Source organism: Fimbriimonas ginsengisoli Gsoil 348 (genome assembly GCF_000724625.1).
GTDB classification, from domain to species: domain Bacteria; phylum Armatimonadota; class Fimbriimonadia; order Fimbriimonadales; family Fimbriimonadaceae; genus Fimbriimonas; species Fimbriimonas ginsengisoli.
Genome location: NZ_CP007139.1, coordinates 4,086,851 through 4,110,529, shown reverse-complemented (window position 1 = coordinate 4,110,529; position 23,679 = coordinate 4,086,851). Strand labels below are relative to the sequence as shown.

The following is a 23,679-nucleotide window of genomic DNA, read 5'->3' as shown; positions in this document are numbered from 1 at the left end:
TTTCCTAGGTAACGCCAAATGCCGAGGCGATCGCTTCCGGACTCTGCCCTAAGTCCAAGAGCGCCCGATGAGTGTATGTCTTCTCGTCGCAAGCGATGCGGCCGAATAACTCCAGGACGGTGGTGTTCATCCAGATTTCGCCGAGCGAGGTCGATTCATCGAAGAGGTTGGGGCGGAGTTGGATCTCATGTTCGATCGTGGTCGCCAATCGATTCGCGGAGAGTCCCATCGCGTCCAAGCACGCGGTGATCGCCGCCGGCGGACGATTTAGCAGAACCAGCGCGAAAAGGTCGGGCCCGAACTGCCCCTGCCGTATCGTTAAAAACGCGCCCGAGAGATGAACGGGCAGCGATTGCCCCGCCTTCGGGGTCGGGAACCGATCGCGCTGTTTGGCGGGCTCGTCGGGCGTTCCGTTTTGAATCACCCTCACCGCCTCGCGGGCTGCCTCCAGGGTAACCCCGCAGTCGAGAAGAACTCGCCCGGCGAGGCCGTCTGCCTCCCGCACCAGACCAAGGAAGAGGTGCTCCGACCCGATGTACCCGTTGGACAGGAGCCGCGCCTCCTCGTACGACAAGTCGATGACCCTTTTCGCCCGCGGAGTCAAGGTCATATCCGGCCCAATGTGCGGCTCCGCCGAGGGTAGCTGCGACTCCACCCGCGTTCGAACCCGCCGAGGGTCGAGACCCATGTGCTCCAGGGCGCGATAACCCGCGCAGTCGCCATCGTCCAGCAAGCCGAGAAGGATATGCTCAGTCGAAACGTAAGCTTCCCCAAATTTTTGAGCTTCTTCCTGAGAGTGAAAGATCACCCGGCGAGCTCGCTCGCTGAATCGTTGCCACATTGCTTCCCAAGTGTAGGGGCAAAGTCACGCTTTCGCAACTACAAAGGGAGTCCTTCTCTCTCTTCTTCCTCATCCTGCTCGTCCAACATCGGCGCAACGAGCGGCCCGATGCGAGGGCGAGGGCGTTCGATGACGGCCGGCTCCTTCGCCTTCTCCCGAAGATGAAGCTCTTCTGCCCGCTCCGCGGCTCCCGGCGTAACCGGCCATACCGTCTGGTCCGCCCAGTAGCTGCCGAGGAACTCCGCCCAAACCCGATTGTAAACCTCGATCGTCTGGTCTGCGATTCGCGGCCACTCGAAGTCGGTCCGAAGCCGCTTCTTGGCATTCTCCGCGAGACGATTCGCTCGCTCCGGATCGCGCAGGACGTGTAGGATGCCCCACGCCAGCGACTCGGGATTGCCAACGTACGTGAGAGTGCCGGTCTTGTCATGGAGCACGACCTCCTTCAGACCGCCGGCGTCCGAGGTTACGACCGCCGCCCCCGCCGCCATCCCCTCGAGCGCCACGATGCCGAACGGCTCATAAAGCGACGGGAACACCGCCACGTCGGCGACGCGATAAAGCTGATGCAGCGATCGGTTGGCCATGAATCCGGTGAAGAGGACCTTCTCCCGCAGTCCCGCCCAGTCGAGGAAGCTCTCGAACCGCTCGCGATTTCCGCCGCCGACGATGAGGAACTTCGTGTCCGGCTCTTGCGCCAGAACCACGTTGGCCGCGTTCAGCAGAACCTGGATTCCTTTCTCACGCACGAAGCGGCCGACGTACATGACGATCTTCTCGGTCGGCAGCGCAAGTTTCGCCCGGTGCGCGGCCCGGTCCTTTTCGCTCCATTCGAACTCGAAGCGGTCGATATTCACGCCGTTATAGATCACGTCCACCTTGTCGGCCGGCGAGTCGAATAAGCGGCAGGTCTCCGATTTCATGAACTCGGAGCAGACAATGATCCGCCAAGCTTCGTAAGTCAGCCAATACTCCTGCTCGTGGATGTACCGCTGGGTGTCGTTAAAGATCCCACCGTGGCGACCGGACTCGGTCGCGTGGACGGTGGCGACCATCGGCAGCTTGTATTCGTACTTCAGCTCCCGGGCCGCGTCAAGGGACAGCCAGTCGTGAGCGTGGAAAATCGTCGGCTGCCCACCCGGGCGCCAATCTTCCAAAAGCTGCCGCACCCGCGCGTCCGTAGCTTGGTTCAAGAGCTGGATCTCGTGGAGAAAGTCGTTCGGCTTTTCCGCGAGGTGAACCCGGTGAACTTGAACCCCGCTTGGCTCGGTTTCCTCATCGGGAGCGTTCGGTGTCGCCTTGGTGACGACGTGAACCTCGATCCCTTTCCGCTGCAGCTCCTGCGAAAGGTCATACACGTGAGGCGAAATCCCACCTACGATCCGGGGTGGGTACTCCCACGAGAGCATCATGACGCGCATCTTGCTTTGCAGTATGGCCGGGCGTGGCGGGTGTTAAGGTGTTCCGCTTCGCTGGTGTTACGGTGTTAGGGTTGGATTCGTGTGGGCTGTGGCTTGTGGATTAAGGGGCGATTGAGATCCATAGGACCCCGAGGTCACATCCGTCCCATCAGAAGGGGTAGAGGCTCAAGGTAACACCGCAACACCGAGCGAAGCGAAACGCCCATTCACCTTCAAGACCTCTCTAGCGGCGACTCGTCGATTCCCCGGAGCGAGCCATATTCGTGCGCGTAGACGCAGGTTAGTTCTACGCCGAAGAAGTAGATCTGAGAGGTGTAGTAGATCCAGAGCAGGATGACGACCAGGGCGCCGGCGGAACCGTAGGCGGCGGAGACGTTGAAAGTTGAGAAGTAGAGGCTTAGCAAGAGCTTGCTGATCCCGAGTCCCACGGCGGTGATTACCGCTCCCGGCCAGACGTCCCTCCACTGAAGTCTGCCTCGCGGCAAGGACTTCAGGCTCACGGCGAAGAGGCCGCTCAAGATGATCACTGTCATGCCTAAGCTGACGACTTGCCAACCCTGGAATCCGCTCGTGTGCTTTTCCAACCATCCGAGCCAGGAGTCGACCCCCAGCCAGAGGAGAACGACGGCTCCGAAAACGAGGACGCTCAGAAAGGCGATGACTCGGCTGGCGATCAAATTACGAACCATCGAACCGGTCACGGCGACCTTCCAGATCGTGTTTACCGAATCGCTAAGCTGGATGAACAAATTCGACGCCGAGAAAAAGGTGACGATGAGGGAGACGATGGTGGCAATGGCCCCGACACCGGGTTTGTTGGCGCCTTGGATCATTTGGCGAAGAAGCTCCGCACCTTGCCTACCCACCGCGCTTGAAGCATGTTCCAGCAGCGTTCGTTGCGCGTCAACGCGGTGACCGTAAAAGTAACCGGCTGCGACCACCGCCAAGACCAGCAGGGGGGCCAGAGACAAAATTGCGTAGAACGAAAACGCGGCCGCCAAACGAGGCACATTGTCGGACCCGAAATTGGCGCCGGCTTTGAGCACCATCTCCTTGATCTTGGGGAAATTAACGGTCATCGGGGAGGTAGTAGCTGGAGACGCCATGGACGCCTTTGAGGACTTTACGGCCTCCGACTTAGTTCCTGACGTCTCAATTCTCCGGGACGCGGTAGAAACAAGAAATGGCCCGACGTCGAAAAGAGTTGCTCTGCCTCACCGACCGTGGCCTTTACTGTCATGAAGGGGATTTTTACGTCGACCCATGGAAGCCGGTTGACCGAGCGGTTGTGACCCACGCGCACTCCGATCATGCGCGGTGGGGAATGAAGCGGTACCTCTGCACGAAAGAGGGGGAACGAGTCCTGCGCCGCCGAGTGGGCGAGGATGCTGCAATCGACACGCTAGCATACGGCGAACCGGTGACTCTAAACGGGGTTCGCGTCAGTCTCCATCCGGCCGGGCACATTCTCGGCTCAGCTCAAGTGCGCGTCGAACATGGCGGGAGGGTTTACGTGGTTTCCGGCGACTACAAGACGGAAATGGATTCCACTTGCACGCCGTTTGAGCCAGTACCTTGCCACACGTTCATTACGGAATCGACTTTCGGGTTGCCAATCTATCGTTGGCCGGCCCAGGCCGAAGTCATCGAGCAGATCCACGGGTGGTGGAAGGGCAATCAAGCCGCCGGGAAGTGCTCGATCCTGCTGGGATACGCGCTTGGCAAGTGCCAACGAGCCTTGGCGTACTTGAATCCGGAGATCGGCCCGATCTTTCTTCACGGAGCGGTCCAAGGTTTAACGAACGACTATCGCGAGGAGGGGATCGCTTTGCCTCCGACGCATTTGGTACCGGAGGTTGGAAAGGGATTCGACTGGTCGCAGGCGATCGTGCTGGCACCGCCAAGCGCCAACGGCAGTCCCTGGGTGCGCCGGTTTGGCGATCACTCAACTGGCTTCATGTCCGGCTGGATGGCGATTCGCGGAGCTCGCCGGCGGCGCGCCGTCGATCGGGGCTTCGTCGTCAGCGATCACGTCGACTGGCCCTCGCTTATTGGAGCGATAGCACAGACCGGCGCCGAGTCGGTCTGGGTTACGCACGGCTACTCCAGCGTCGTCGTTCGCTACTTAGAGGAGCAGGGCCTCGACGCCCACGCCCTCAGCACGCGGTGGGAGGGAGAGCAAGACGAAGGTGCGGAGGCCGCCGAAGCGGTGGAGCAAACCGAAGGAGAGCGCCCCTACACTCCGAATACGGAGGGAAAGCTGGAATGAACTTCCGCTACCTAACCGGCCCAGACGATCCCGCGCTGGCCGACGTATTCCGTATCTACCACGCCTCCTTCCCGCCCGAGTCCCGCGAGCCAGACGAGCGCCTCATCCAAGAGCTGCGCGGCGAATATCGCCTTCCTTTCAAATTCCTCATCACCTCCGGAGCCCCCTCTCCCTCCTCGGGATGCATCGTGCCCGACGAGGGAGAGGGGGTTGGGGGTGAGGGAGCAAAACCTGCCGAAGATCGTGCCTCTGCGGAGAGGTCCCCGGCAGCCTTTGCCCGCTTCGCCGTCCTCTATTCCGCCGAGTTCGCCTTCCTTATCCACATCGCCGTCGATGAACCCTGGCGGGGACAAGGCATCGGGACCGCGCTACTCCAACGGGTGCTCCAAGATGCGTCCCCTCTGCCGCTGCTGGTAGAGATCGACCGGGAAGGCCCGGTACTTGAGTGGTACGAGCGGCAGGGCTTTCACGTTGTTAGCGAAACGTACACGCAGCCCGCGGTACGACCGGAGACCGGCCCCGTCCGGTTCGCGCTATTCGCCCATGGCCACATTCCTGATCGGTCAGAGATGGTCGTGCGTTTCTACCAATCGGTTTGGGAACTCAAACCGGATCACCCGTTTGTACGGGAGGCGCTAGGGGCATGAAAGCATTCGCAAATCTCTACCGGTCGATCGACGAGACGAACAAGACCAATGAAAAAGTCGCCGCCATGGCGCGTTACTTCCGGGAAGCGCCTCCCGACGACGCCGCGTGGACCGTTCACTTCCTGATCGGCCGCCGGCCGAAACGGGCGGCGAATTCCACCCGGATGCAGGAGTTGGCCGCCCATCTGGCGGGAATTCCGCCTTGGCTTTTCGGGGAATCGTACGATGCCGTCGGCGATCTGGCGGAGACGATCGCTCTCATCCTGCCGCAATTCCCCGGAGAAAAGGCCGACAAGCCTCTGACCTATTGGGTGGAGGAGCGACTGCTCAAGATGCCGGGACTGTCGGAGGACGACCAGGTTCGGGCGCTCGCGGAAGACTGGATCGAGCTCGACCCTTCGGAACGGTTTGTCTATAACAAGCTGATCACGGGCGCGTTCCGGGTCGGGGTTTCTCAAGAGCTGGTGGTGCGGGCGATCGCGCAAGTCAGCGGAATACCGGCGCCCGTCATTGCCCACCGGTTAATGGGCGACTGGACGCCGTCCGCGCTTTTCTACGAAGGGCTCCTTTCGGAGCAATCGGACGACACCGACGTCAGCCGCCCGTACCCGTTCTGCCTCGCGCATTCGCTTGAACAAGCCTTGGAAGGGCTCGGCCCGATCGAAGAGTGGCATGCCGAATGGAAGTGGGATGGGATACGTGCCCAGCTCATTCGCCGGGAGGGCCAGTCGTTTGTTTGGTCGCGCGGCGAGGAGCTGATCACCGAGCGCTTCCCGGAGATGGTCGACGTGTGCGAGGCGCTCCCGAATGGAACCGTGATCGACGGCGAGATTCTTGCCTGGGCGGAAGGGAAACCGCAGAAGTTTATGGCCTTGCAACGCCGGATCGGACGAAAGCTCCTCTCGAAGAAGATCTTGCAAGAGGTCCCGGCGGTGATCGTCGCCTTCGATATCCTCGAGTATGCGGGCGAGGATCTCCGAGAACGGCCTTACGTCGAGCGAAGGCGCCTCTTGGAGGAGCTGGTCGATGCGGTCAATACCGCTCCGCCGGACCAGTTGATCTTGGGAGAAGCCGTCGATCCCCGCCTCGCCTCCGACGACCCGGATGATTCGGCGACGGACGGGTTGGCGAGCACTTCGCGCCTGTTGATCTCCAGCCGAGTGGAGGCCTCAACTTGGAATGAACTCGCCCTTAAGCGGGAGGAGTCGCGTAACCTAAACGTCGAGGGACTGATGCTTAAGCGGCTCGATTCTCCTTACTTGGTCGGAAGAAAGAAGGGGAATTGGTGGAAGTGGAAGATCGAGCCGCTTACGGTCGACGCCGTGCTCATCTACGCCCAACGAGGGAGTGGCAAGCGGGCCTCGCTGTACACCGACTACACCTTCGGCGTGTGGGACGACGATGGAAAGCTCGTCCCGTTTGCCAAGGCGTACAGCGGCCTTACCGACGAGGAGATCCGACGCGTCGATAGCTGGGTTCGCCGCAACACGAAAGAAAAATTTGGCCCGGTCCGGACCGTGGAGCCCGAGCTCGTGATGGAGCTGGCGTTCGAGGGGATTCAAGTTTCTAACCGCCATAAGTCGGGCCTCGCCGTCCGCTTCCCCCGCATCCTCCGCTGGCGCCACGACAAAAAACCACCGGACGCCGACTCGCTGGCAAGCGTCCGGGAGATGTTGAAAGCGATCTGACATCCGGAAGCCCGGAGAGTGGCACTGGCATCTTGCCAGTGGGTCCCAAGGGCATCCTGCCCTTGGCCACAGATGGTCGCAGGGTTCATCGGCTGGGAGCCGATGCTACGTTCACGACCAGGATGGTCGTGATACACACGGGCTGGAAGCCCGTGCCACGGGTACACTCAAGCCTGAGGCATTTGCCGCCCGCAAGGGGGAGCCGAGAGGCTGAGAGGTCCTGGAGACAGGACGACCCCGGAACCTGATCTGGTTAGTACCAGCGGAGGGATTGTGGAAGGCGCGGTCCCCACGGTTCACCCCGCAAGGCCGCCTTCGCAGTCGCGAAGGCGTGCTCCTGCTTCGAGGAGAACAAGTGAAACGCGCATTTACGCTCATCGAGCTACTCGTCGTCATCGCGATCATCGCCATCTTGGCCGCCATTCTATTCCCGGTCTTCGCCCAGGCGAAGTTTGCCGCGAAGAAGACGGTCGACCTGAGCAACGCCAAGGAGATCGGCACCGCCATCAAGATCTATCTCGGCGATAGCGACGACACGATGCCGATCTTCTACGCATACAACAGCGACCCTTCCATCTATTCCCCCGCCGCGCACCACGGTACCGAGGTGCTGCTGCTTCCCTACACGAACTCGAAGGAGATCTTCCGCTCGCCCCTCGACAGCGGCGGACCGTATCTTGCCAACGAGGTCGGCAGTGCCAAGAATGCGGACTCCTACTGGAAGGCGTACGGCAGCTCTTATCGCTTCGGGCACTGCACGTTCACGACGGCAGCCAATGAATCGTCGCAGAACAATCAGTTCGCGGTCTACGATGCCGTCTCGCAGTCAACCAACGTGACTCGACCGGTGATCGAAACCTCGATGGAGTTTCCGGCCGAGACCCGGGTGATCCGGCTGGAGATGTTCGGATTCTTCGAGAAGAAGAACGATCCCGAGTGCACGCGCTATGGCTACGACTGCGGGTACTTCAAGAACTGGGACCCGAGCGGCGGCTCCATGATCTTCTCGGATAGCCACGCGAAGCACATCAATGGGATGGGCTCGTTCGACGAGTCGAGAGTCGACCCGGCGGGGCATAAGTCGGGCGAGCCGGCGACGGACCCAAACGCATGGTCGGGCACCTGGTACAGCTTGTGTGACTAAACCGTGGCGCCGAATTTTCGGGTTCGGCGCTGGTAGACGGCGACGGCTTGGAGAAGGTCGTTGGGGCCGAATTCGGGCCAGGTGACGTCGGTGACGACGAGCTCGCAGTAGGCGGACTGCCAGATGAGGAAGTTGCTCCATCGCATCTCTCCCGCCGTGCGGATCATGAGGTCCGGGTCGGGCTGAGCTGGATTGTAGAGGTGGGCCGAAATCGACTCTTCGGTGATCTGCTCGACCGGAACCCCGGACGCGACGATCGACTTTACGGCGTCGACGATCTCCGCTCGTCCGCCGTAGTTGACGGCGAGCGTGAAGGTGATCCCGGTGTTATCTTTCGTCGTCTCGATTCCGTGCTCGAGCGCCCGGCGAAGCCCCTCGGGGACTTCGTCCATCCGCCCGGCGACTTGGACACGGACATTATTCTTATGCATGAGGCGCAGCTCGTCGCGGGCCGCGGTCTCGATGAGCTTCATCAGCCCCGCCACTTCCTCCGCGGGCCGCCGCCAGTTCTCCGCGGAGAAGGCGTAGACGGTTAAGTAGCGAATCCCAAGCTCGCTCGCCGCCAGCAACACCCCCCGAAGCGTCTTGTACCCCTCACGGTGCCCAAGCAACCGGCCCAACCCCTTCTTCTTCGCCCACCGCCCATTCCCATCCATGATCACGGCGACGTGATGGGGGAGGGAGGTTAGGGAGATGCCGAGTTGCAATGCTTCCTCTCGAAGAGGTGTTGAGGTGTTGAGGTGTTGGGGTGTTGGGGTGTTGGGCGTTGGGCGTTGGGCGTTGGGCGTTGTCGGCACCGGTGGTTGGTTTGTCGAGGCCATCGTTAGTCCATCACTTCTGCGAAGGGATCTGCTTCGGCATGTTGTTGGGTGGAATATGTTGCGGAGGACTCTTTGACCATATTTCGGTTCTTCGATTTTCGCCTATAAGAGATCAAATTGTTAAGGAACCTGGCACCGCAGTGTATTGCCTCAATCTGCCGTTCCCCTTCATCCCCTCGTACAAGATTTCGCTTGACGGCCCGCCGAATCCACAACCTGGCCTCTCTCGCAGATCCTCGAGCGATTACGAAGAACTTAGTAGCGTCCGGATCGCTATAGCGCCCGTCACCCTCCACCAGATTAGCGTTCACGCTGTCCGCTGAAGTCACGAGATGACGGCCAAGAGTGTCTTGAGCGAACCGCGGCCACTTCGACACCGCCTCCCAGCACCAATCGGAAACGCCTTCGAAGATCTTAAAGACCTCCATGTTTTCGATCGGAAGGTGTTCTCCCATGGTGACAACAACGCCCAACGCCATAACGCCCAACGCCTCTCTCTAGACTTGCATCAATTCCGCTTCTTTCTTCTTCCCCAGATCGTCGGCTTGGGCGATGAATTGGTCGGTTAGTTTTTGGATCTTGGTCTCGTAGCCCTTGACGTCGTCTTCCGTGATTTCCTTCTTCTTTTCGAGCGCCTTGAGGTGGTCGATCGCTTCGCGGCGGACGTTTCGGATCGAGACGCGGCCGTTTTCGGTTCGGGCGTGGACCTGTTTGACCATGTCTTTGCGGCGATCCTCGGTCATCTGGGGGAAGTTGAGGCGGATGCCGGTGCCGTCGTTGACCGGATTGATTCCGAGGTCGCTCTTCATGATCGCTTTCTCGATCACCGGCGTCATGCTCTTCTCCCACGGCTGGATGAGGAGTTGGCGCGGCTCGGGGACGCTGATGTTGGCGACCTGGTTCATCGGGACCTCGTTTCCGTAGTAGAGAACGTGAACCCGATCGAGTACGGCCGGGCTGGCGCGACCGGTTCGGTAAGAGGAAAAGTCGTGCGTCATCGCATCGATGGCGCCTTTCATTTTCTGTTCGGCTTCCTTCAGGATCTCGCTAACTGACATGTTCATTCTCCTCCGACCAGGGTCCCCTCGTCCTCGCCCAAAACGGCGCGGAGCAGGGAGCCCGGTTTGTTGAAATCTAGCACGATGAGTGGGAGCCGGTGCTCGCGGCACATCGTAAAAGCGGTCTGGTCCATCACGCCGAGCCGTTGCTCGATCGCCGTCGAGTAGGCGACCGAATCGTACTTCACCGCGTCGGCATGCTTCTTAGGGTCCTTGTCGTAAACGCCGTCCACCTTCGTCGCCTTGATCAGCAGGTCGGCATCGATTTCGAGAGCCCGGAGGACCGCGGCGGTATCGGTGGTGAAGTACGGGTTGCCCGTACCGGCCGCGAATACGACGACCCGCCCCTTCTCCATGTGGCGCATCGCCCGGCGTCTAATGAACATCTCGGCCACCTGGGCGACGTTCACCGCGCTCTGAACGCGCGTCTGCACTCCCTGCGTCTCCACTGCCGATTGCAACGCGAGCGCGTTCATCAGAGTGCCCAGCATCCCCATCTGGTCGGCAACCGTACGCTCGATCGCTCCTTCGGAGGAGAAGGTTTCTCCTCGAACGAAGTTTCCGCCGCCGACGACGACGCCCACCTCGACCCCGGCTTTCTGAACCGCCGCGATTTCCTTAGCGATGTAGCTCAGCGTCGTCGGATCGAGACCGAACTGGAACGAACCCGCCAGCGCCTCGCCGCTTAGCTTGATCAGCACGCGCTTAAACGCTCGCCGCGAGAGAGGAGGGGGGCTTTCCATATACGCACACAGGGCCCGCAGGAGCTGCGGGCCCAAAGCCTATGATACCTTGGCCCCGTAGCATCGGCTCCCAGCCGATGATCCCTCGAACCGTTCATCGGCTGGGAGCCGATGCTACGTTTGAAGCTGGGGGCTCATCCATCGGCGCCACTCCGGGGGCAGGTCGCGCTGGTACAGCGCTTGAAGGCTTCTCCACCGTCGGTGGCCGCTGTTCCGGTACGGCTGGAGCGTGTCGTCGGGACGGTGGATATCGTTCATTGCGTAGCCGAGGACGCCGAGCAGGCATCGGGCGAACAGTTCGGGAGTCGGGTCGCCAAACCCGTCCAGCGCTTCCGGCAGATACTGAGCCGGAAGGCAATGAAAGTTGATAGCGGCGTCTCCCCAGCCCGAATCCCCCCAATCGAGGATCGACGAGAGGCGTCCACTCGAGATCAGGACGTTGTGGGCGTGCAGATCCCAGTGGACAAAGCCGCGCGGACCGGGGCCGGCCGCCTCGAGTCGCGAGATCTGGTTGTCCGCCCACTGGATTTCGGCCTGGCTCATCCGAACGGAGTTTCTTACGAGCCCTTGCCGGATACTTCCGAGCTCGGGCTTATCGAGACGGTCTAACGGGTCTTCGATGCGCCGCACGCCTCGATGCCAGATCCCGATTTGCTCGCCGAGCTCCCGATAGATGCCGGCGAGATCGACCGGAGCCCGGAACTGGCCCAAAACATCCCCCGTCTCTCGTCGATAAATAGTAACGAGGCCGGGAAAGTGGTCCGCGGCCGGATCGAAGGCGATCAGTTCCGGTGTCTTTACTCCCGAAGCCCTAACCGCCGGGGCGGCGACCGACTCGGTCCAAATGTCGCTCGCATAGTTCGGCTCCTTGAGCAGCCGGACGCAGTAGTCACCCGCCATCCGAACGTGATTGACGGAACCTTCGTGCGCCGAGCGTTCGACCACGACTTCATCTGGAAGGCCATGCTTGCGCAAAATGGCCCTTACCTGGTCGTCAGAAGGGGCGGCAAGCATGGCAGACGAGGCTACCCAAGGCTCTCAACCTCAGTGGATCATCACCTGCGGGATCGCGGATTCGTAGGCGGTGCGGAGCTCTTCCGAACTCCATGCGAGGTCGAGACCTCCCAGAGTTAGCCGCAATCCTTCCCCGCTTCCGTAGGTGCCGAGCCGGGTAAGGCGGAGTTGGTGGTGGGTGGCGAGCGACTCGATCTTGGACGCGTCCGAAGCGCCGACCACGACTCGGCCTGGAATCTCTCCGAAGAGCGCTGCGGCCAATGTCGGCCCCTCCGGAAGCGCGGCGGAAACACCGCTGTGGAGGGCGATCTCCGCCAGCGCGACGGCAAGCCCGCCTTCACTCGAATCGTGGGCGGAGAGGATGACGCCGGCAGCTACACCGTCGACCAAAGCCTGCTGAATCCGCCGCTCGCCGTCTAGGAACGGAGCCTCGGGATAGCCGTCCTCGCGATCGTGCAGCTCGGAAAGGAACAGGCTCGCCCCAAGCCCGGCTTGCCCCGCCTCGAGCTCGGCTATTTCCAAGAGAAAGAGATTGGTGGGCGATTGAGGGGCCAAGCCGACCCGCTGGTTGACATCCTCGAGAATCCCGAGCATGCCGATCAGGGGAGTGGGCGGGACTTCTCCGAGATCGCTCTCGTTGTAGAAGCTGACGTTGCCGCTGATAACCGGCGTTCCCATCGCTTCGGCGGCATCGGCGATCCCTTTCACCGCGCGGTCGAACTGCCAATACACGTGCGGATAAGTCGGGTTGCCGAAGTTCAGGCCGTCGGTTACCGCCGTTGGCTTGGCCCCGGTGCAAGCGACGTTACGGGCCGCTTCCACTACCGCGAGCAAGCCGCCTCGGTACGGGTGCAGATAGGCTTGGCGGGCGTTCCCGTCTATCTTAAGCGCCAGTCCCTTCTTGGTCCCCCGAGGGGCCAACACCGCGGCATCACCCGCGCCGAAGGCGAGGGAGGTTTGCGTTTGAACCTGCTGGTCGTATTGCTCGAACACCCACCGCTTGCTCGCCACATCGGGTGACGAGAGCAGCTTTAGGAGCGCAGCCCGAAGATCGACTTCGGGAAGTTGGGATGGGTCGAAGTTGGCGGCGCGGCGGAAATACTCCGGTTCCTCGATCCGGCTCTTGTAAACCGGGCAGTGGTCGGTGAGCAGCTTTGGATCCACCTGGGCCTCGATCCGTCCGTGACGGGTTACCGTCACGATCCCATCGTCCGTAACGTGGCCGATGACCTCGGCTTTGAGCCCCCACTTACGGAAGACGTCGAGGACTTCCCCTTCTCGCCCCTTCTCGGCGACGCACAGCATCCGCTCCTGGCTCTCGCTAAGCATCAGCTCGTAGCCGGTCATGTCGTCTTCGCGCATCGGAACGAGGTCGAGGTCCACAGTCATGCCGACTTCCCCCTTGCTCGCCATTTCGATGGTCGAACAGGTCAGGCCGGCGGCGCCCATATCTTGGATCGCCACGATCGCGCCGGTCTTGAGCGCCTCCAGGGTCGCCTCGATTAGAAGCTTTTCCGCGAACGGGTCGCCGATCTGGACGTTCGGGCGCTTTGCCTCGTTATCTTCGCCGAGGGCATCGCTGGCGAAGGTCGCGCCGTGGATGCCGTCCTTGCCGGTCGCCGATCCGAGGTAAATCACCGGATTTCCGGTTCCCGTCGCCCCCGCCGTCGTCACCTCGTCGAGACGAAGCACCCCGACGCACATCGCGTTCACGAGCGGATTCCCGCTATAGCGGGGGTGAAAATTCACTTCCCCGGCGACCGTCGGCACGCCGACGCAGTTGCCATAGCCGGCGATCCCCGCAACCACGTGCTCGAAAAGGTACCGGTTCCGCTCGATAACCGACGGCTCGCCCTCCCCGTCCCGGATCGGCCCGAAGCGGAGCGAGTTGAGCCCGGCGATCGGGCGGGCGCCCATCGTCAAGATATCTCGAATGATGCCGCCGACTCCAGTGGCCGCGCCTTGGTATGGCTCGACCGCCGAAGGGTGGTTGTGGGACTCGACCTTCATGGTCACCCCGAGCCCTTCGCCGATATCGACGATGCCGGCGTTCTCGAGACCGTCCCCTTCCATCGCCTCTTTGTATTGCTTGAAGTAGGCGAGGACCGGGCGGGAATATTTGTATCCGCAGTGCTCGCTCCACATTACGGCGAACATTCCGAGTTCGGTGTAAGAGGGTTCGCGGCCAAGAAGGGTGAGGATCAGCGCGTACTCGTCGGCGTTGAGTCCCATCGACGTGTACACTTCGGGAGTGATGACGGCCATCGCCCGAAGTATATCTTTCGCGGCGGTCGTCTTCGTCCTTTTGGGGTGCGGAGATCGATTCCAGTTCGCCGGAAAATGGACCGGTCAACGTGAAGTCCAGGCGCAGCAGGGGGCGAATCCGGATGTGGTGAACACGCTGAAACGGGTCACGGTGAAGATCGATAACGAGGGCCGGTTCGAGATGTTCGACCAAGGGATCTCGTTCGCCGGGCCGGTGCAACACGACGGTTCGGACTTGGTGCTGAAGCCGGACACCATGCTCGACCGCCCGCTCGACCGCCAACCGCAGGACGTGCGCGACGCGATCAAATCGGCGAGGCTGAAAGGAAACAAGGATGGGACGGTAACCTTCAGCGAGGAAGGGGGCGAACCGGTCACGTTGAAGCGTGAATCGCAACGGTAGCCCTCAATCGTCCGTATCGGTAGACAGACAGGTGCACAGAACTCTGGGAGCAACTCGATGACCGCAGTGATCGTTCTAATCGTCATTCTCGCCCTTCTCGTGGTGTACGGGGTGGCGCAATACAACGGGCTGGTGTCGCTACGCCGGCAGACCCAAAACGCGTTCGGCCAGATCGACGTGCAGCTCAAGCGTCGCTACGACTTGATCCCGAACCTCGTGGAGACGGTGAAGGGTTACATGAAGCACGAGCAAGACACGCTCGAAAAGGTAATCCAGGCCCGCAACCAGGCCATGGCGGCTCGTGGCGTCGGGGAGAAGGCGGCGGCGGAATCGCAGCTCAGCTCGGTTCTGGGCGGCATCATGGCGATCTCCGAGTCGTATCCGGAGCTTCGGTCGAACCAGAACATGCTCTCGCTCCAAGAGGAGCTGAAGAGCACCGAGAATAAGATCTCGTTCGCCCGCCAGTACTACAACGACATCGTCACCGCTTACAACACCCGGATCGAGTCATTCCCCTCCAGCATCTTCGCCACCTCCGGAGGCTTCAAGCCTCAAGAGCTGTTCGAGATCGAGGACGCGATTCAACGAGAGAACGTAAAGGTTCAGTTCTGACGCGCATGGGGATGTGGACTGTGGCGTGTGGCTCGTGGATTGAGGGATGAAAGGATCATCTAAGGCTCATCACTCCGATCAGTCCACAGGTCACACGCCACAGGCCACATCTCCGGCCCCCAAAAAGCCGCGTAGCCGTTTGCAGCGAACGTTGCGCAGCTTGCTGTTTATGATCGCCGTGGGGGCGACTTTGGCGGTTTACAACGGCTACAACCAAAGTCACGACGTCGCTTTGGCCACGGGGCCGGTAGGTTCGGCTCAGCGGGATTTCTTTGCCACCGCGGCGGACCGTCCGGATATCGCGCTCTTCTTTAAAGGGCTTACTCCTTCGCAACGACTGACCATGGCGACGCGGATCGGCGATTACGATGATCCGAAGCTCGGCACCCTTATCGGAAAGCTGTTGGGATCGTTCGACGCGAAAGCGCGGGTTGCCTTGACCGCGTCGTTGGTTCGGATCGGAAAGGCCCATCCCGAGGCGGTCGCGAACCAGCTCACGGTAGCCGGGAGCTTGCAGCAGTTCGCGGTGGCGAGCGCCCTCAAGGCAGTCGGGGCGCCGGCTTTGCCGGCGGTGGCGACGGCGCTTAAAACTCCGGAAGCTCGGTCCAACGCCGCCGCGTATCTGGTGGCGAATGGCTCCAGCTCGGTTTCGTTCCTTCTCCCCATGCTCCGCGAGAAGGATAAGGACGTGCGTCTGGCGGCGGCCGACGCCCTCGGAAAATTGGGAGCGAAGGAAGCGGTCCCGGCGATCATGGAACTCTATTCCAAATCGGAAGGGGACGAGCGATTCGGCTACTTGTCGGCGCTCGCCGGCGTCGGCGACCCGGCAACCGAGCCGCTGCTTACGAAGGAAGCCACGGACTTAACCGTAGCCGGCCCGCGGCGGGCCCAGGCGATGCTTGGGCTAGGGCGCATAGGCGACCGTATGGCGGTTTCCACCCTGTGGAATCTCCTAAAAACCGACGACCCGCAGATCCAAGATTCGGTGATCTCAGCCCTTCAGCTCGCTGGAAATGCCGCGATTTCGTCGGCTCCCTCCGTAGCCGACGGTTTAAAGGTCGCCGCCGGAGTCCACACGCCGGAAGCGGACGGCTACATCGACCGGTTCTTACGAACCCCCGAAGTTCGCCTCGCTGCCGCCCGAGCGGCCGAGAACCGTCCTGGTTTGGTTGCGGCTATCGCCGCGGCGGCAAAGTCGACCGCGAACGGTGAGGAGACCGACGCTCTCATGAGAGCCTTGGCCACGACTCCCGAAGGAGTCGCAAAGCTCCGAGAATTAGCCAAAGACCCAACCGTCGGCGGCTTCGCCGCTCGGCGACTTCGATTGTCGGGCGCATGACGTCACGCCGTGGTTCTTGAGATAATTTCGCACGGAGCTTAACGCGATGTCTAACCTTGAAGATGGTTTTGAAGTGGTTCGGGCAGTTTGGCAGCGGGCCAAATGGCCGGGAGTCGAGGAGGGGCTTAGCTGGGGCACGGTTGCGCTCAAGGTTCGTGGCAAGATGCTTATCCGTCTCAAGGAGCCGGATGTAGCGGTGTTGCTCTGCGATTCGGACGAGAAAGCCTTTCTGATGCAGACCGCCCCAGACGTCTATTTTCAGACCGATCATTACAGCGGCTACCCAGCCGTCCTCGCCCGCCTCTCTAACGTCGATCCCGACGAGCTCTCGCGCTTGATCGAGAAGGCTTGGAAGGAAAAGGCGTCGAAGAAAATGCTTGAGGATTTCAGGCGCTAGGGCGTTGGAAATAGGGTAACGCCTTAACGCCGCAACGCCTCAACCCCCTCACACCGCCGGCTTCGACCGCGCGATGGTCGGCGCGGTGATGCGGGCTTTTCGGGCTCGGAGAATGGCGTCGTCGCTAACCTCTTTCTCAAAGGAGCGGAAGCTGGCCAGCTCGAAGCCGTGTTTGTCGGCCAAGCGGCTGATCTGGTCGACTTGTTCGACGGTGACGTCCTTGCCCAACGTGAAATTGAAGAGGCTAGAATCGCCTTCTAGGGCAAGCAGCATGGTTTCGCTCATGCAGGCGTAGGCGGTCTTCTCCGGAAAGCCGAAGTTCAGGTTGAACTCCACATTGCCCGGCACCCGTACGATTCCCCCTTCGATAACGAGGACGTCCGGCCGCTCTTTGGTCACGCGAACCGAAACGTCGCGCGGTCGGGCGACATCGCATACGATCGAACCGGGCCGCAGGTGCTCCGGCAAAATCAGCTCCTTCCCCGCCGAGCTGACAGTAATCACGACGTCCGCTTCCCTAATGTCGCCCACGTCCGTGCTCGGCTCCGAGTTTGGGATCTCCGCCGCGAGAGCGGCAGTGCGTTCGGGATCGCGCCCGATGAGGATGGTTCGGCCGAAGTCCCGGGCGAGAATTCTGGCGCAGGTCTTTCCGATGGAACCGGTGGCTCCAACCACCGCCAGCGTCGCATTCTTCAAATCGATATCCAGAAGATGCGCGGCTTTGATCGTCCCTTGGATCGCGGTCGCGACCGTGTAGCTGTTCCCGGTGGTCACGCCGATCTTCGATCGTTGCTGGATCGTCACGCCGCCGTCGCCGACGACGGATGTAAACGCACCCAGACCGATGAGCGAGGCGCCAAGCTCGGCCGCCATATCGGTGCACTGAACCAGCCGCTCGTAAACCTTCTCAAGCGGGAGCTTCTTCAGCATCTGGTCCGGTGTAAGCGGACATCCGATAAACCAACCTTCCGTTTCCGCCCCGGTCTTGGAACGGACTCCCGTGATCTCGCTCATCAGTTTCGGCCCTTTGCGAGCGCTGAAAAACTCGATGACCGAGTCCGGAAGATACTGCGCGATCGGATAAGCCTTCGCAATCTGTTTCGGCGTAAGCGGATGAATGATGAAGCCGAAACGGGTCATGGCGTCTACTTTCGCGGAGGGCATTTGGAGTTCTGAGGTCGGCGTTGGCATTAAGGCTCTATAACTGAATTACGTTAGGTTTCCACTCTAGTTTCGCCAGCGTGTCCAGGTAGTCCCGCTCGGTGAGCTCTTCGGGGCGCTTGCCAAGTAGAGCGACGACCACACCTTCCATGACGTTCGTGGCGAACGTTTCGCCGCCGATCACGGGCGTGGTGGTAATCGCGCGGTCCACATGCCAGCTCTTGAGCAGCTCCAAGTCGGCTTTTCTCAGGGTCTGGGTGATGATCGTCTTGCCGCTCAAATCGTCGGGGGCATACCGGCGGATGTAATGCCAATCTCCGCAGATGACGTCCGCCGACTTAAAGGCTTTGGTGAATTTTGGAGTCCGCTGCTCCTGCTTCTCTCCCGTCGGATAGAACCACTTGAACGGGAGGCGGGTCACGATCGGCAGCAACGTGCCGCCGAACGCCTTGAGCTGGCCCGTCGTGCGAAGCGGGATGTTCAAGCCGACACCAAACATAAGGTCTCCGAAGACGACGTCGGCCCCCGCCGCCACAAGGGCTTGCGCCATACCGAATCGGTCGACCGCCGAGACGAGCAAGACCTTCTTCTTGTGAAAATCCACGACACCGCTGCTCTGCAGAGTTCGGATCGTCTCCCGTTCCAACGTGTGCTTGAGTCCGCTTCCATCGACGACCGGCGTCTTCGTCGCCCCGACGATCAGTTTGGCGATCTGCCGGAAGGCGTACTTGCGATTCTCGATCACCACCCAGATGTCCGCGCCCCCTACCCCGAGCGCGTCGACCTTGCCGTCCAGGTCGCAGAACATCTGCGCAAACCTGGCCATGTCCCCATCGGTGCCAATCCGCTCCAAAGAGAAGGGCTGCCCAAGAATCTCGAGCTCATCCTTTTTGTCGCGCTTGCTGGTACCTAGTGAAATTGAGACGACGCGTTTCATAAAAGTGGCACTGGCATCTTGCCAGTGGGTTCCAAGGGCTTCCAGCCCTTGTCCCGCCGTACCAAAGGTACAGCGACTTCTCCCTCACCCCCAACCCCCTCTCCCTCGTCCAGCACAAACATCTGGAGGAGGGAGAGGGGGCTCCGGAGGTTAGTAGACGGCGAGGACTTCGATCTCCACGTCGACTCCGCGAGGGAGGCCGGCGGCGGCGACGGTGGAGCGGGCAGGCGGCTCGGAGGTGAAGTAGGAGCCATAGACTTCGTTGACGGAGGCGAAGTGGTCCATGGTGGAGAGGAAGATGGTCGTCTTCACCACGTTCGCGAACGTGAGCCCGGCGGCTTCCAACACGGCCGAGATGTTCTTCATCACCTGCGTCGTCTGGTCTTTCACGTCGCCGGTGACGAGGTCTCCGGTCGGAGTAAGCGGGATCTGGCCGCTGCAGAAAAGGAAGTTGCCGCTGGCCTTGATCGCCTGGCTGTATGGGCCGATCGCGCCGGGGGCGGATGAGGTCGAGAGGGGCTCTCGTGTCATAGAGAGGAGGATACTACGCGTGAGGCGCTGGGCGTTAAGGCGTTGGGCGTTGCGGCGTTCTTAATCGTCGCTGGAGAAACGCCCAACGCCTTAACGCCCAGCGCCCTCAATCCCTTCCGCCTTCCGCCTTCCGCCTTCGTAGAATCTGTCATACTCGGGCGAATGCCGCACGGGCGATTACTGTTCGACTTTGACGCTGTTCTCTTCGATGTGGACGGGACGCTTGTCGACAGTTTGGAAATGATCGTACGTGGGCTCGGAGATACGTTCGAGAGGTTTGCCGGAGTCCGGCCCCCCCCGGAAACGATCCTCCGCCAGATTGGAAAGCCGCTGACGGACCAGGTTGGCCTGTTCCTTTCATACGAGCCGACCGATGAGCAGGTCTTGGAAATGAGCGCCTATGCCATCGAGCGGTTCACCGTCCACGAAGAGCTCGAGCGTCTTTTCCAGCCCGCCGTCGATTGCCTTCGACTTCTCCACCGCCAGGGCGTCCGAACCGCGCTGGTGACGAGTAAGTCGACCGTGGAGCTCAACGCCTTTCTCACACGATTTGAGGGCGCGCCATACGTCGACGCGACGGTGTGCGCCTCCGATGTTCATCAACCGAAACCCCATCCCGAGAGCGCGTTACGAGCGTGCGAGATCCTCGGAGTCCGTCCCGAGCGCGCCGCAATGATCGGCGACTCGATCTACGATCTCCGATGCGCCCGGCAAGCCGGTCTAACCGCGGTGGCCGTCGCGTACGGCGCGGGCCTCCGCTACGAGCTGCTGAACGAGCAGCCCGACCTACTGATCGAAACGCCCGAAGCGCTGCTCGCATGGACCGAGACCGCCTTTTTACAGACACCATGCCGCGAAAGAAGCTAGAAAAGCCCGCCGAAACAACCCCGGAACCGACCCCGCCCGCCGCGCCCGAACCGAAGAAAGCGAAATCGTCCCCTCGTCCCGCGAAAGCCGTGGCCGCCAAGACCAAAAAGCCGGCCGCAGTAGTCGCGCCCCCGGAGCCGGAGGTTGTTCAAGTCGCCGAAGCGATCAGCGAACCGATGCCCGTGAAGCCGGCAAAGGTAGCGCCCAGCCGCCGAGGCAGGAGTTCGCCAAAGAGCGCGAGCTCACCCATCGTGGCGGAGCCTGAGGTGAACACGCCGGAGGTTCTTGCCGAGGTCGCGGCCGAAGTCGCCCTCCCAGAGGAATCCGCGCCGATCTCGGTTTCCGCCGAAGTCGAACCGTCCTCCGCCAAAGGCCCTCTACGAAATCGTGGCCGCGCCAAGGCAAAGCCGGTCGTGGCCGCCCCCATCCCGATGCCCGAGCCGGTCGCGGTGGTAGAAACCCCGGTCGAAGAACCGTCGGAATCGGCCCCCACCAAGGGAGCACGGGGCCGCCGGGGTCGCGGGGCCAAAACTCCCACCTCCGCCCCCGTCTCCGCCCCTGCCCCCGAGCCTGCGGTGGCAAAAGCCGCTGAGCCGGTAAGGCCGGAAAACTACGATTTCGCCTCCCTCGAGCTTCCGGAGCCGATCTGGCGCCCAAGGCAAACGACGACGCCAAAGGCCGAAGCGGTCGACGACGAAGCTGCTTCGGATGAGTTCACCGAACCTACGGAGGAGAGCGGCGATGCCTCGCGGCGACGACGGCGACGACGGCGCGGACGGAACGGTCAGCAAGAAGAGGTCGCGGAGACCCCCGTCGCGGCCGCGCCGGCTCCCGATATCGCGACGCCTGCGCCCGCACCGGTGGAAGTCGTAGCCAAGGATCGCCGGCGTGGTCGAAACCGCCCCGAGCGAGGCTCGGAACCGGTGGCCACGGCCCCCTCGGAAGAGGCTCCGACAACGACGATCGCCCCCCGGGAGCCTTCCGCGGTTCGCCGCGACCGGCCGACGGTGAAACCGCCGGAGAAAGCGGCAATCCCGATTCCCGACGACGCCCCCCAGGTAGTCGTCCGAAACGGTGTCCCGACCTTGGTGCGAAACCACCAGGTGTATCCGCCCATCATGTTCTTCGGGTCCCCCTCGGACGAGCGGCGAGCCGATACCGTCCTCGAAGAGGTTCGCATGGCCGCCGAGGCGGGCGTTCATCTTCACTCTTACCTGGTCGAACTGGAAACCGATCTCGCCGCCGTGGACGATTCAGCCCGATTCGCGGCTTATATCCTTGCTCGCTCGGTGCAGATCGACCCCGAGAGCCAAGTCATCTTCCGCCTCGTCTTGCAGGCCCCCCGGAACTGGGAAGATACCTTTACCAACGCCCGCTATAAGCAACCGGACGGCACGATCGCCGAGCCGAGCATCTGCGACGACGAGTATTGGAATGTCACGAAGGCGTGCCTCGAACGATTCGTCAAGCAGATGCGCCTTCTTGATCTGAACGCCCACATCCTTGGAGTCCATTTGGAGCGAGGCGAGTGGTTCCTCGGCGAAGGAGCCGGCTACGACGACTCGAAGGCGGCCCAAACGAAGTTCCGCGAGTGGGCTCGAACCCGGTATCTGGACGACGAGGTCACGCTTCGCGCGTCTTGGTTCGACGGCACCGTCCGGTTCGACAATATCCAGATTCCGCCCTATCAGCCGGAGGGAGAAGACGGCGAGCGGTTCATCCGGTCGTCGCGACGCCAGCGGCGCTACGTCGACTACCACCTGTTCCTCAGCGACGCCACCGTGCAGCGGATCGCCGACCTGGCCTACGCGGCCAAGGCGGCGAGCGACGGGTACTTCCTGATCGGGGCCAGCTACGGCTACACCTTCGAGTGGTCGCACCCGGCCAGCGGCCACCTCTCGTTGGGCAAGCTGCTGCGCACGCCGGAGATCGACTTCATCGCCGGTCCTCCCAGCTACCGCAGTCGGCAGCCGGGCGGCAGCGCGCCGTTCCCCGGGCCGATCGACAGCTTCGCCCTCAACGGCAAACTGTATATCAGCGAGGAAGACTTCAAGACGTCTCTCAGCGTCGGCCATGAGCCCGACGACTTCAACCCGCAGCTCAAGACCCCCCAGGCGCTGGAAAGCGTGCACTGGCGCGGCGCGGGCGCGGCCCTGGCGCACGCCAGCGGCGTCGCCTGGATGGATCTTTGGGGGAACGGATGGCTGCGAACTCACTCCGTTTGGCAGCGAGCTCGCAAGGTTCGCGAGGCGATGATCGACCGGCTTGCCGCTCCGTTGGACGATCCGGAAGTCGCGATCTTCATCGACGAGCGGGCCCTCGCCTATCTCGTGGACAGCCACGCATTCAAGCTGTTGGTCCAAAACGTCCGTGAGTCGGTGCTCCGCGCCGGCGTCAGCGCCGCTTTCTACTTGCTGAGCGATCTTGCCCACCGTGAGAAATTCCCGGAGAGCAAGCTTTACATCTTCGTTAATGCCTGGGATGTTCGGCCGGAGCTGCGCGCGGCGATCAAGTCGCGCCTGCAGCGCGACAACAAGGTGCTCTTCTGGCTATATGCAGCCGGACTGTTCGATGCCGGACGCGAGTCGCTGGAGCGAGCCCGTGAAGTTACCGGTATTGCGCTGAAGCCACAGCCGTTCTATAGCAAGGCCGGCACCACGATCCTGAACCGTCGGCACCCGCTTGCGGAAGCCTTCCCCGATCGAAATGTGGCGGGAGGCTCCAAGTTGGAACCCAGCTACTTCGCGATCCCCGAGGGCGCGACAGTATTGGGCGAGTACACCCAAACCGGGTTGCCGAGCTTCGTGGTGAAGGAGTTCAACGAGGGTCCGGCCGATACGCATTGGACGAGCGTCTTCCTCGGGGAGCCGGTCGTGAACCCAGCCCTCATCCGCGCGCTCGCCCAGATGGCGGGCGCCCATGTCTGGAACCACCAGGAAGACGTGGTGCACGTCCGTCACCCGTTCTGCACCGTTCACTGCCAGGGAGCCGGGCCGCGAACGATCATGCTTCCCGGCAAGTTCTCGGCCTACAACCTCCTTTCGGACGAATGGAGTGCGGTCGACTCGCCGAATGTCCGCTTTACTGCGGTAGACGGCTCAACCCACTGCTTCCTCGTCGGCCCGCGAGACGAGCTGGAGCACCAGCTCCACGCCGATCCGAGAACCGTCCTACACATCGAGAAACTGCCCCCGCGGGAGACGAACATGCGGATCGACAGTTCCAACTTCGACGTACCGATCATGAAGCTCGATGAGTGGATGGGAGGAAGCGACTCCGACGACAACGCCGACGAGTGGTTCCTTCGCCCGCAGCACATCGAAGAAGATCGCCCCGGTCCTGCGGAAGAGTCCGATTCCGGAGTCGGCCGCCGACGCCGACGCCGGCGCGGCAAGGGGAACGGCCAAGACGGCAACGGCTCCGCCCCCACCCCAAGCCGAAGGTCCGAATCCACCGTCGAGGTGTCCAGCGATTTCGACGACATTGGGCTGAACGTGATGTTTAGGAAAAGAGAATAGTAC

Annotated in this window: 22 protein-coding genes and 1 riboswitch; of the genes, 10 read left to right on the top strand and 12 right to left on the bottom strand. The window is 61.7% G+C overall.

Annotation, left to right across the window (positions count from 1 at the left end; translation table 11 throughout):
• Positions 1 to 4: 4 nt before the first annotated feature.
• From OP10G_RS24995 to OP10G_RS18345, 3 genes are all read right to left on the bottom strand, one after another.
• Entirely contained in the window at positions 5 to 841 is an 837-nt protein-coding gene (locus OP10G_RS24995; protein ID WP_025228978.1) for a Clp protease N-terminal domain-containing protein, read from the bottom strand.
• A 38-nt stretch (positions 842 to 879) separates the two neighbouring features.
• The gene (locus tag OP10G_RS18350; RefSeq protein WP_265101633.1) at positions 880 to 2,253 is read right to left on the bottom strand and encodes a glycosyltransferase family 4 protein; all 1,374 of its coding nucleotides are present in this window, start codon (positions 2,251 to 2,253) and stop codon (positions 880 to 882) included.
• Positions 2,254 to 2,474: 221 nt separating this feature from the next.
• Positions 2,475 to 3,341, bottom strand: a complete 867-nt coding sequence (locus OP10G_RS18345; RefSeq protein ID WP_025228980.1) for a YihY/virulence factor BrkB family protein — start codon at positions 3,339 to 3,341, stop codon at positions 2,475 to 2,477.
• 104 nt (positions 3,342 to 3,445) lie between these two features.
• Here OP10G_RS18345 and OP10G_RS18340 point away from each other — a divergent pair, with 104 nt between their 5' ends.
• From OP10G_RS18340 to OP10G_RS24990, 4 genes are all read left to right on the top strand, one after another.
• A complete protein-coding gene (locus OP10G_RS18340) occupies positions 3,446 to 4,531 on the top strand; it encodes a ligase-associated DNA damage response exonuclease (RefSeq protein ID WP_084179501.1) in 1,086 nt (361 codons plus the stop codon).
• Positions 4,528 to 5,178 (top strand): GNAT family N-acetyltransferase, encoded by a 651-nt coding sequence (locus OP10G_RS18335; RefSeq protein ID WP_025228982.1) that lies wholly within the window; start codon positions 4,528 to 4,530, stop codon positions 5,176 to 5,178. Before OP10G_RS18340 ends, OP10G_RS18335 begins: the two co-directional genes overlap by 4 nt.
• Positions 5,175 to 6,866: an ATP-dependent DNA ligase gene (locus OP10G_RS18330; RefSeq protein WP_025228983.1), complete on the top strand. Its 1,692-nt coding sequence runs from the start codon at positions 5,175 to 5,177 to the stop codon at positions 6,864 to 6,866. Before OP10G_RS18335 ends, OP10G_RS18330 begins: the two co-directional genes overlap by 4 nt.
• Positions 6,867 to 7,051: 185 nt before the next feature.
• Positions 7,052 to 7,154, top strand: a riboswitch (TPP riboswitch).
• A 67-nt stretch (positions 7,155 to 7,221) separates the two neighbouring features.
• On the top strand, positions 7,222 to 8,010 hold the full coding sequence (locus OP10G_RS24990; RefSeq protein WP_227624972.1) for a prepilin-type N-terminal cleavage/methylation domain-containing protein: 789 nt from the start codon (positions 7,222 to 7,224) through the stop codon (positions 8,008 to 8,010).
• On the opposite strand, the gene uppS is transcribed toward OP10G_RS24990, so the two are convergent.
• From uppS to purL, 6 genes are all read right to left on the bottom strand, one after another.
• The gene (gene uppS, locus OP10G_RS18320; protein WP_227624971.1) at positions 8,007 to 8,717 is read right to left on the bottom strand and encodes a polyprenyl diphosphate synthase; all 711 of its coding nucleotides are present in this window, start codon (positions 8,715 to 8,717) and stop codon (positions 8,007 to 8,009) included. The two genes, OP10G_RS24990 and uppS, sit on opposite strands and share 4 nt — an antisense overlap.
• Before the next feature lie 116 nt (positions 8,718 to 8,833).
• Positions 8,834 to 9,259, bottom strand: coding sequence for a four helix bundle protein (locus OP10G_RS27965; protein WP_227625145.1), 426 nt, complete (start codon positions 9,257 to 9,259; stop codon positions 8,834 to 8,836).
• Between the two features lie 69 nt (positions 9,260 to 9,328).
• Positions 9,329 to 9,889: a ribosome recycling factor gene (gene frr / locus OP10G_RS18310; RefSeq protein WP_025228987.1), complete on the bottom strand. Its 561-nt coding sequence runs from the start codon at positions 9,887 to 9,889 to the stop codon at positions 9,329 to 9,331.
• 2 nt (positions 9,890 to 9,891) lie between these two features.
• Entirely contained in the window at positions 9,892 to 10,632 is a 741-nt protein-coding gene (gene pyrH, locus OP10G_RS18305; RefSeq protein WP_025228988.1) for a UMP kinase, read from the bottom strand.
• Between the two features lie 114 nt (positions 10,633 to 10,746).
• Positions 10,747 to 11,646, bottom strand: a complete 900-nt coding sequence (locus tag OP10G_RS18300; RefSeq protein WP_025228989.1) for a phosphotransferase family protein — start codon at positions 11,644 to 11,646, stop codon at positions 10,747 to 10,749.
• Positions 11,647 to 11,676: 30 nt separating this feature from the next.
• Positions 11,677 to 13,911: a phosphoribosylformylglycinamidine synthase subunit PurL gene (gene purL, locus OP10G_RS18295; RefSeq protein ID WP_038473356.1), complete on the bottom strand. Its 2,235-nt coding sequence runs from the start codon at positions 13,909 to 13,911 to the stop codon at positions 11,677 to 11,679.
• Here purL and OP10G_RS18290 point away from each other — a divergent pair.
• The 4 genes from OP10G_RS18290 to OP10G_RS18275 all read left to right on the top strand — a co-directional run bounded on the left by OP10G_RS18290 (position 13,901) and on the right by OP10G_RS18275 (position 16,662).
• On the top strand, positions 13,901 to 14,314 hold the full coding sequence (locus OP10G_RS18290; protein ID WP_038473354.1) for a hypothetical protein: 414 nt from the start codon (positions 13,901 to 13,903) through the stop codon (positions 14,312 to 14,314). The two genes, purL and OP10G_RS18290, sit on opposite strands and share 11 nt — an antisense overlap.
• Positions 14,315 to 14,371: 57 nt before the next feature.
• Positions 14,372 to 14,926, top strand: a complete 555-nt coding sequence (locus tag OP10G_RS18285) for a LemA family protein (protein ID WP_025228992.1) — start codon at positions 14,372 to 14,374, stop codon at positions 14,924 to 14,926.
• Positions 14,927 to 15,065: 139 nt separating this feature from the next.
• Positions 15,066 to 16,265, top strand: coding sequence for a HEAT repeat domain-containing protein (locus OP10G_RS18280; protein WP_158409283.1), 1,200 nt, complete (start codon positions 15,066 to 15,068; stop codon positions 16,263 to 16,265).
• 46 nt (positions 16,266 to 16,311) lie between these two features.
• Complete coding sequence (locus tag OP10G_RS18275; protein WP_025228994.1) at positions 16,312 to 16,662, top strand: MmcQ/YjbR family DNA-binding protein; 351 nt, start codon at positions 16,312 to 16,314, stop codon at positions 16,660 to 16,662.
• 48 nt (positions 16,663 to 16,710) lie between these two features.
• Here OP10G_RS18275 and OP10G_RS18270 read toward each other — a convergent pair whose 3' ends face one another.
• From OP10G_RS18270 to OP10G_RS18260, 3 genes are all read right to left on the bottom strand, one after another.
• Entirely contained in the window at positions 16,711 to 17,802 is a 1,092-nt protein-coding gene (locus OP10G_RS18270; protein ID WP_025228995.1) for a shikimate dehydrogenase, read from the bottom strand.
• A 58-nt stretch (positions 17,803 to 17,860) separates the two neighbouring features.
• Positions 17,861 to 18,760 (bottom strand): quinate 5-dehydrogenase, encoded by a 900-nt coding sequence (locus OP10G_RS18265; protein ID WP_025228996.1) that lies wholly within the window; start codon positions 18,758 to 18,760, stop codon positions 17,861 to 17,863.
• 150 nt (positions 18,761 to 18,910) lie between these two features.
• On the bottom strand, positions 18,911 to 19,291 hold the full coding sequence (locus OP10G_RS18260; protein WP_025228997.1) for a RidA family protein: 381 nt from the start codon (positions 19,289 to 19,291) through the stop codon (positions 18,911 to 18,913).
• 162 nt (positions 19,292 to 19,453) lie between these two features.
• Between OP10G_RS18260 and OP10G_RS18255 the strand changes: the two genes are divergently transcribed.
• Positions 19,454 to 20,158 (top strand): HAD family hydrolase, encoded by a 705-nt coding sequence (locus tag OP10G_RS18255; protein WP_144241241.1) that lies wholly within the window; start codon positions 19,454 to 19,456, stop codon positions 20,156 to 20,158.
• The gene (locus tag OP10G_RS18250; protein WP_025228999.1) at positions 20,140 to 23,676 is read left to right on the top strand and encodes a ribonuclease E domain-containing protein; all 3,537 of its coding nucleotides are present in this window, start codon (positions 20,140 to 20,142) and stop codon (positions 23,674 to 23,676) included. Before OP10G_RS18255 ends, OP10G_RS18250 begins: the two co-directional genes overlap by 19 nt.
• Positions 23,677 to 23,679 lie beyond the last annotated feature (3 nt).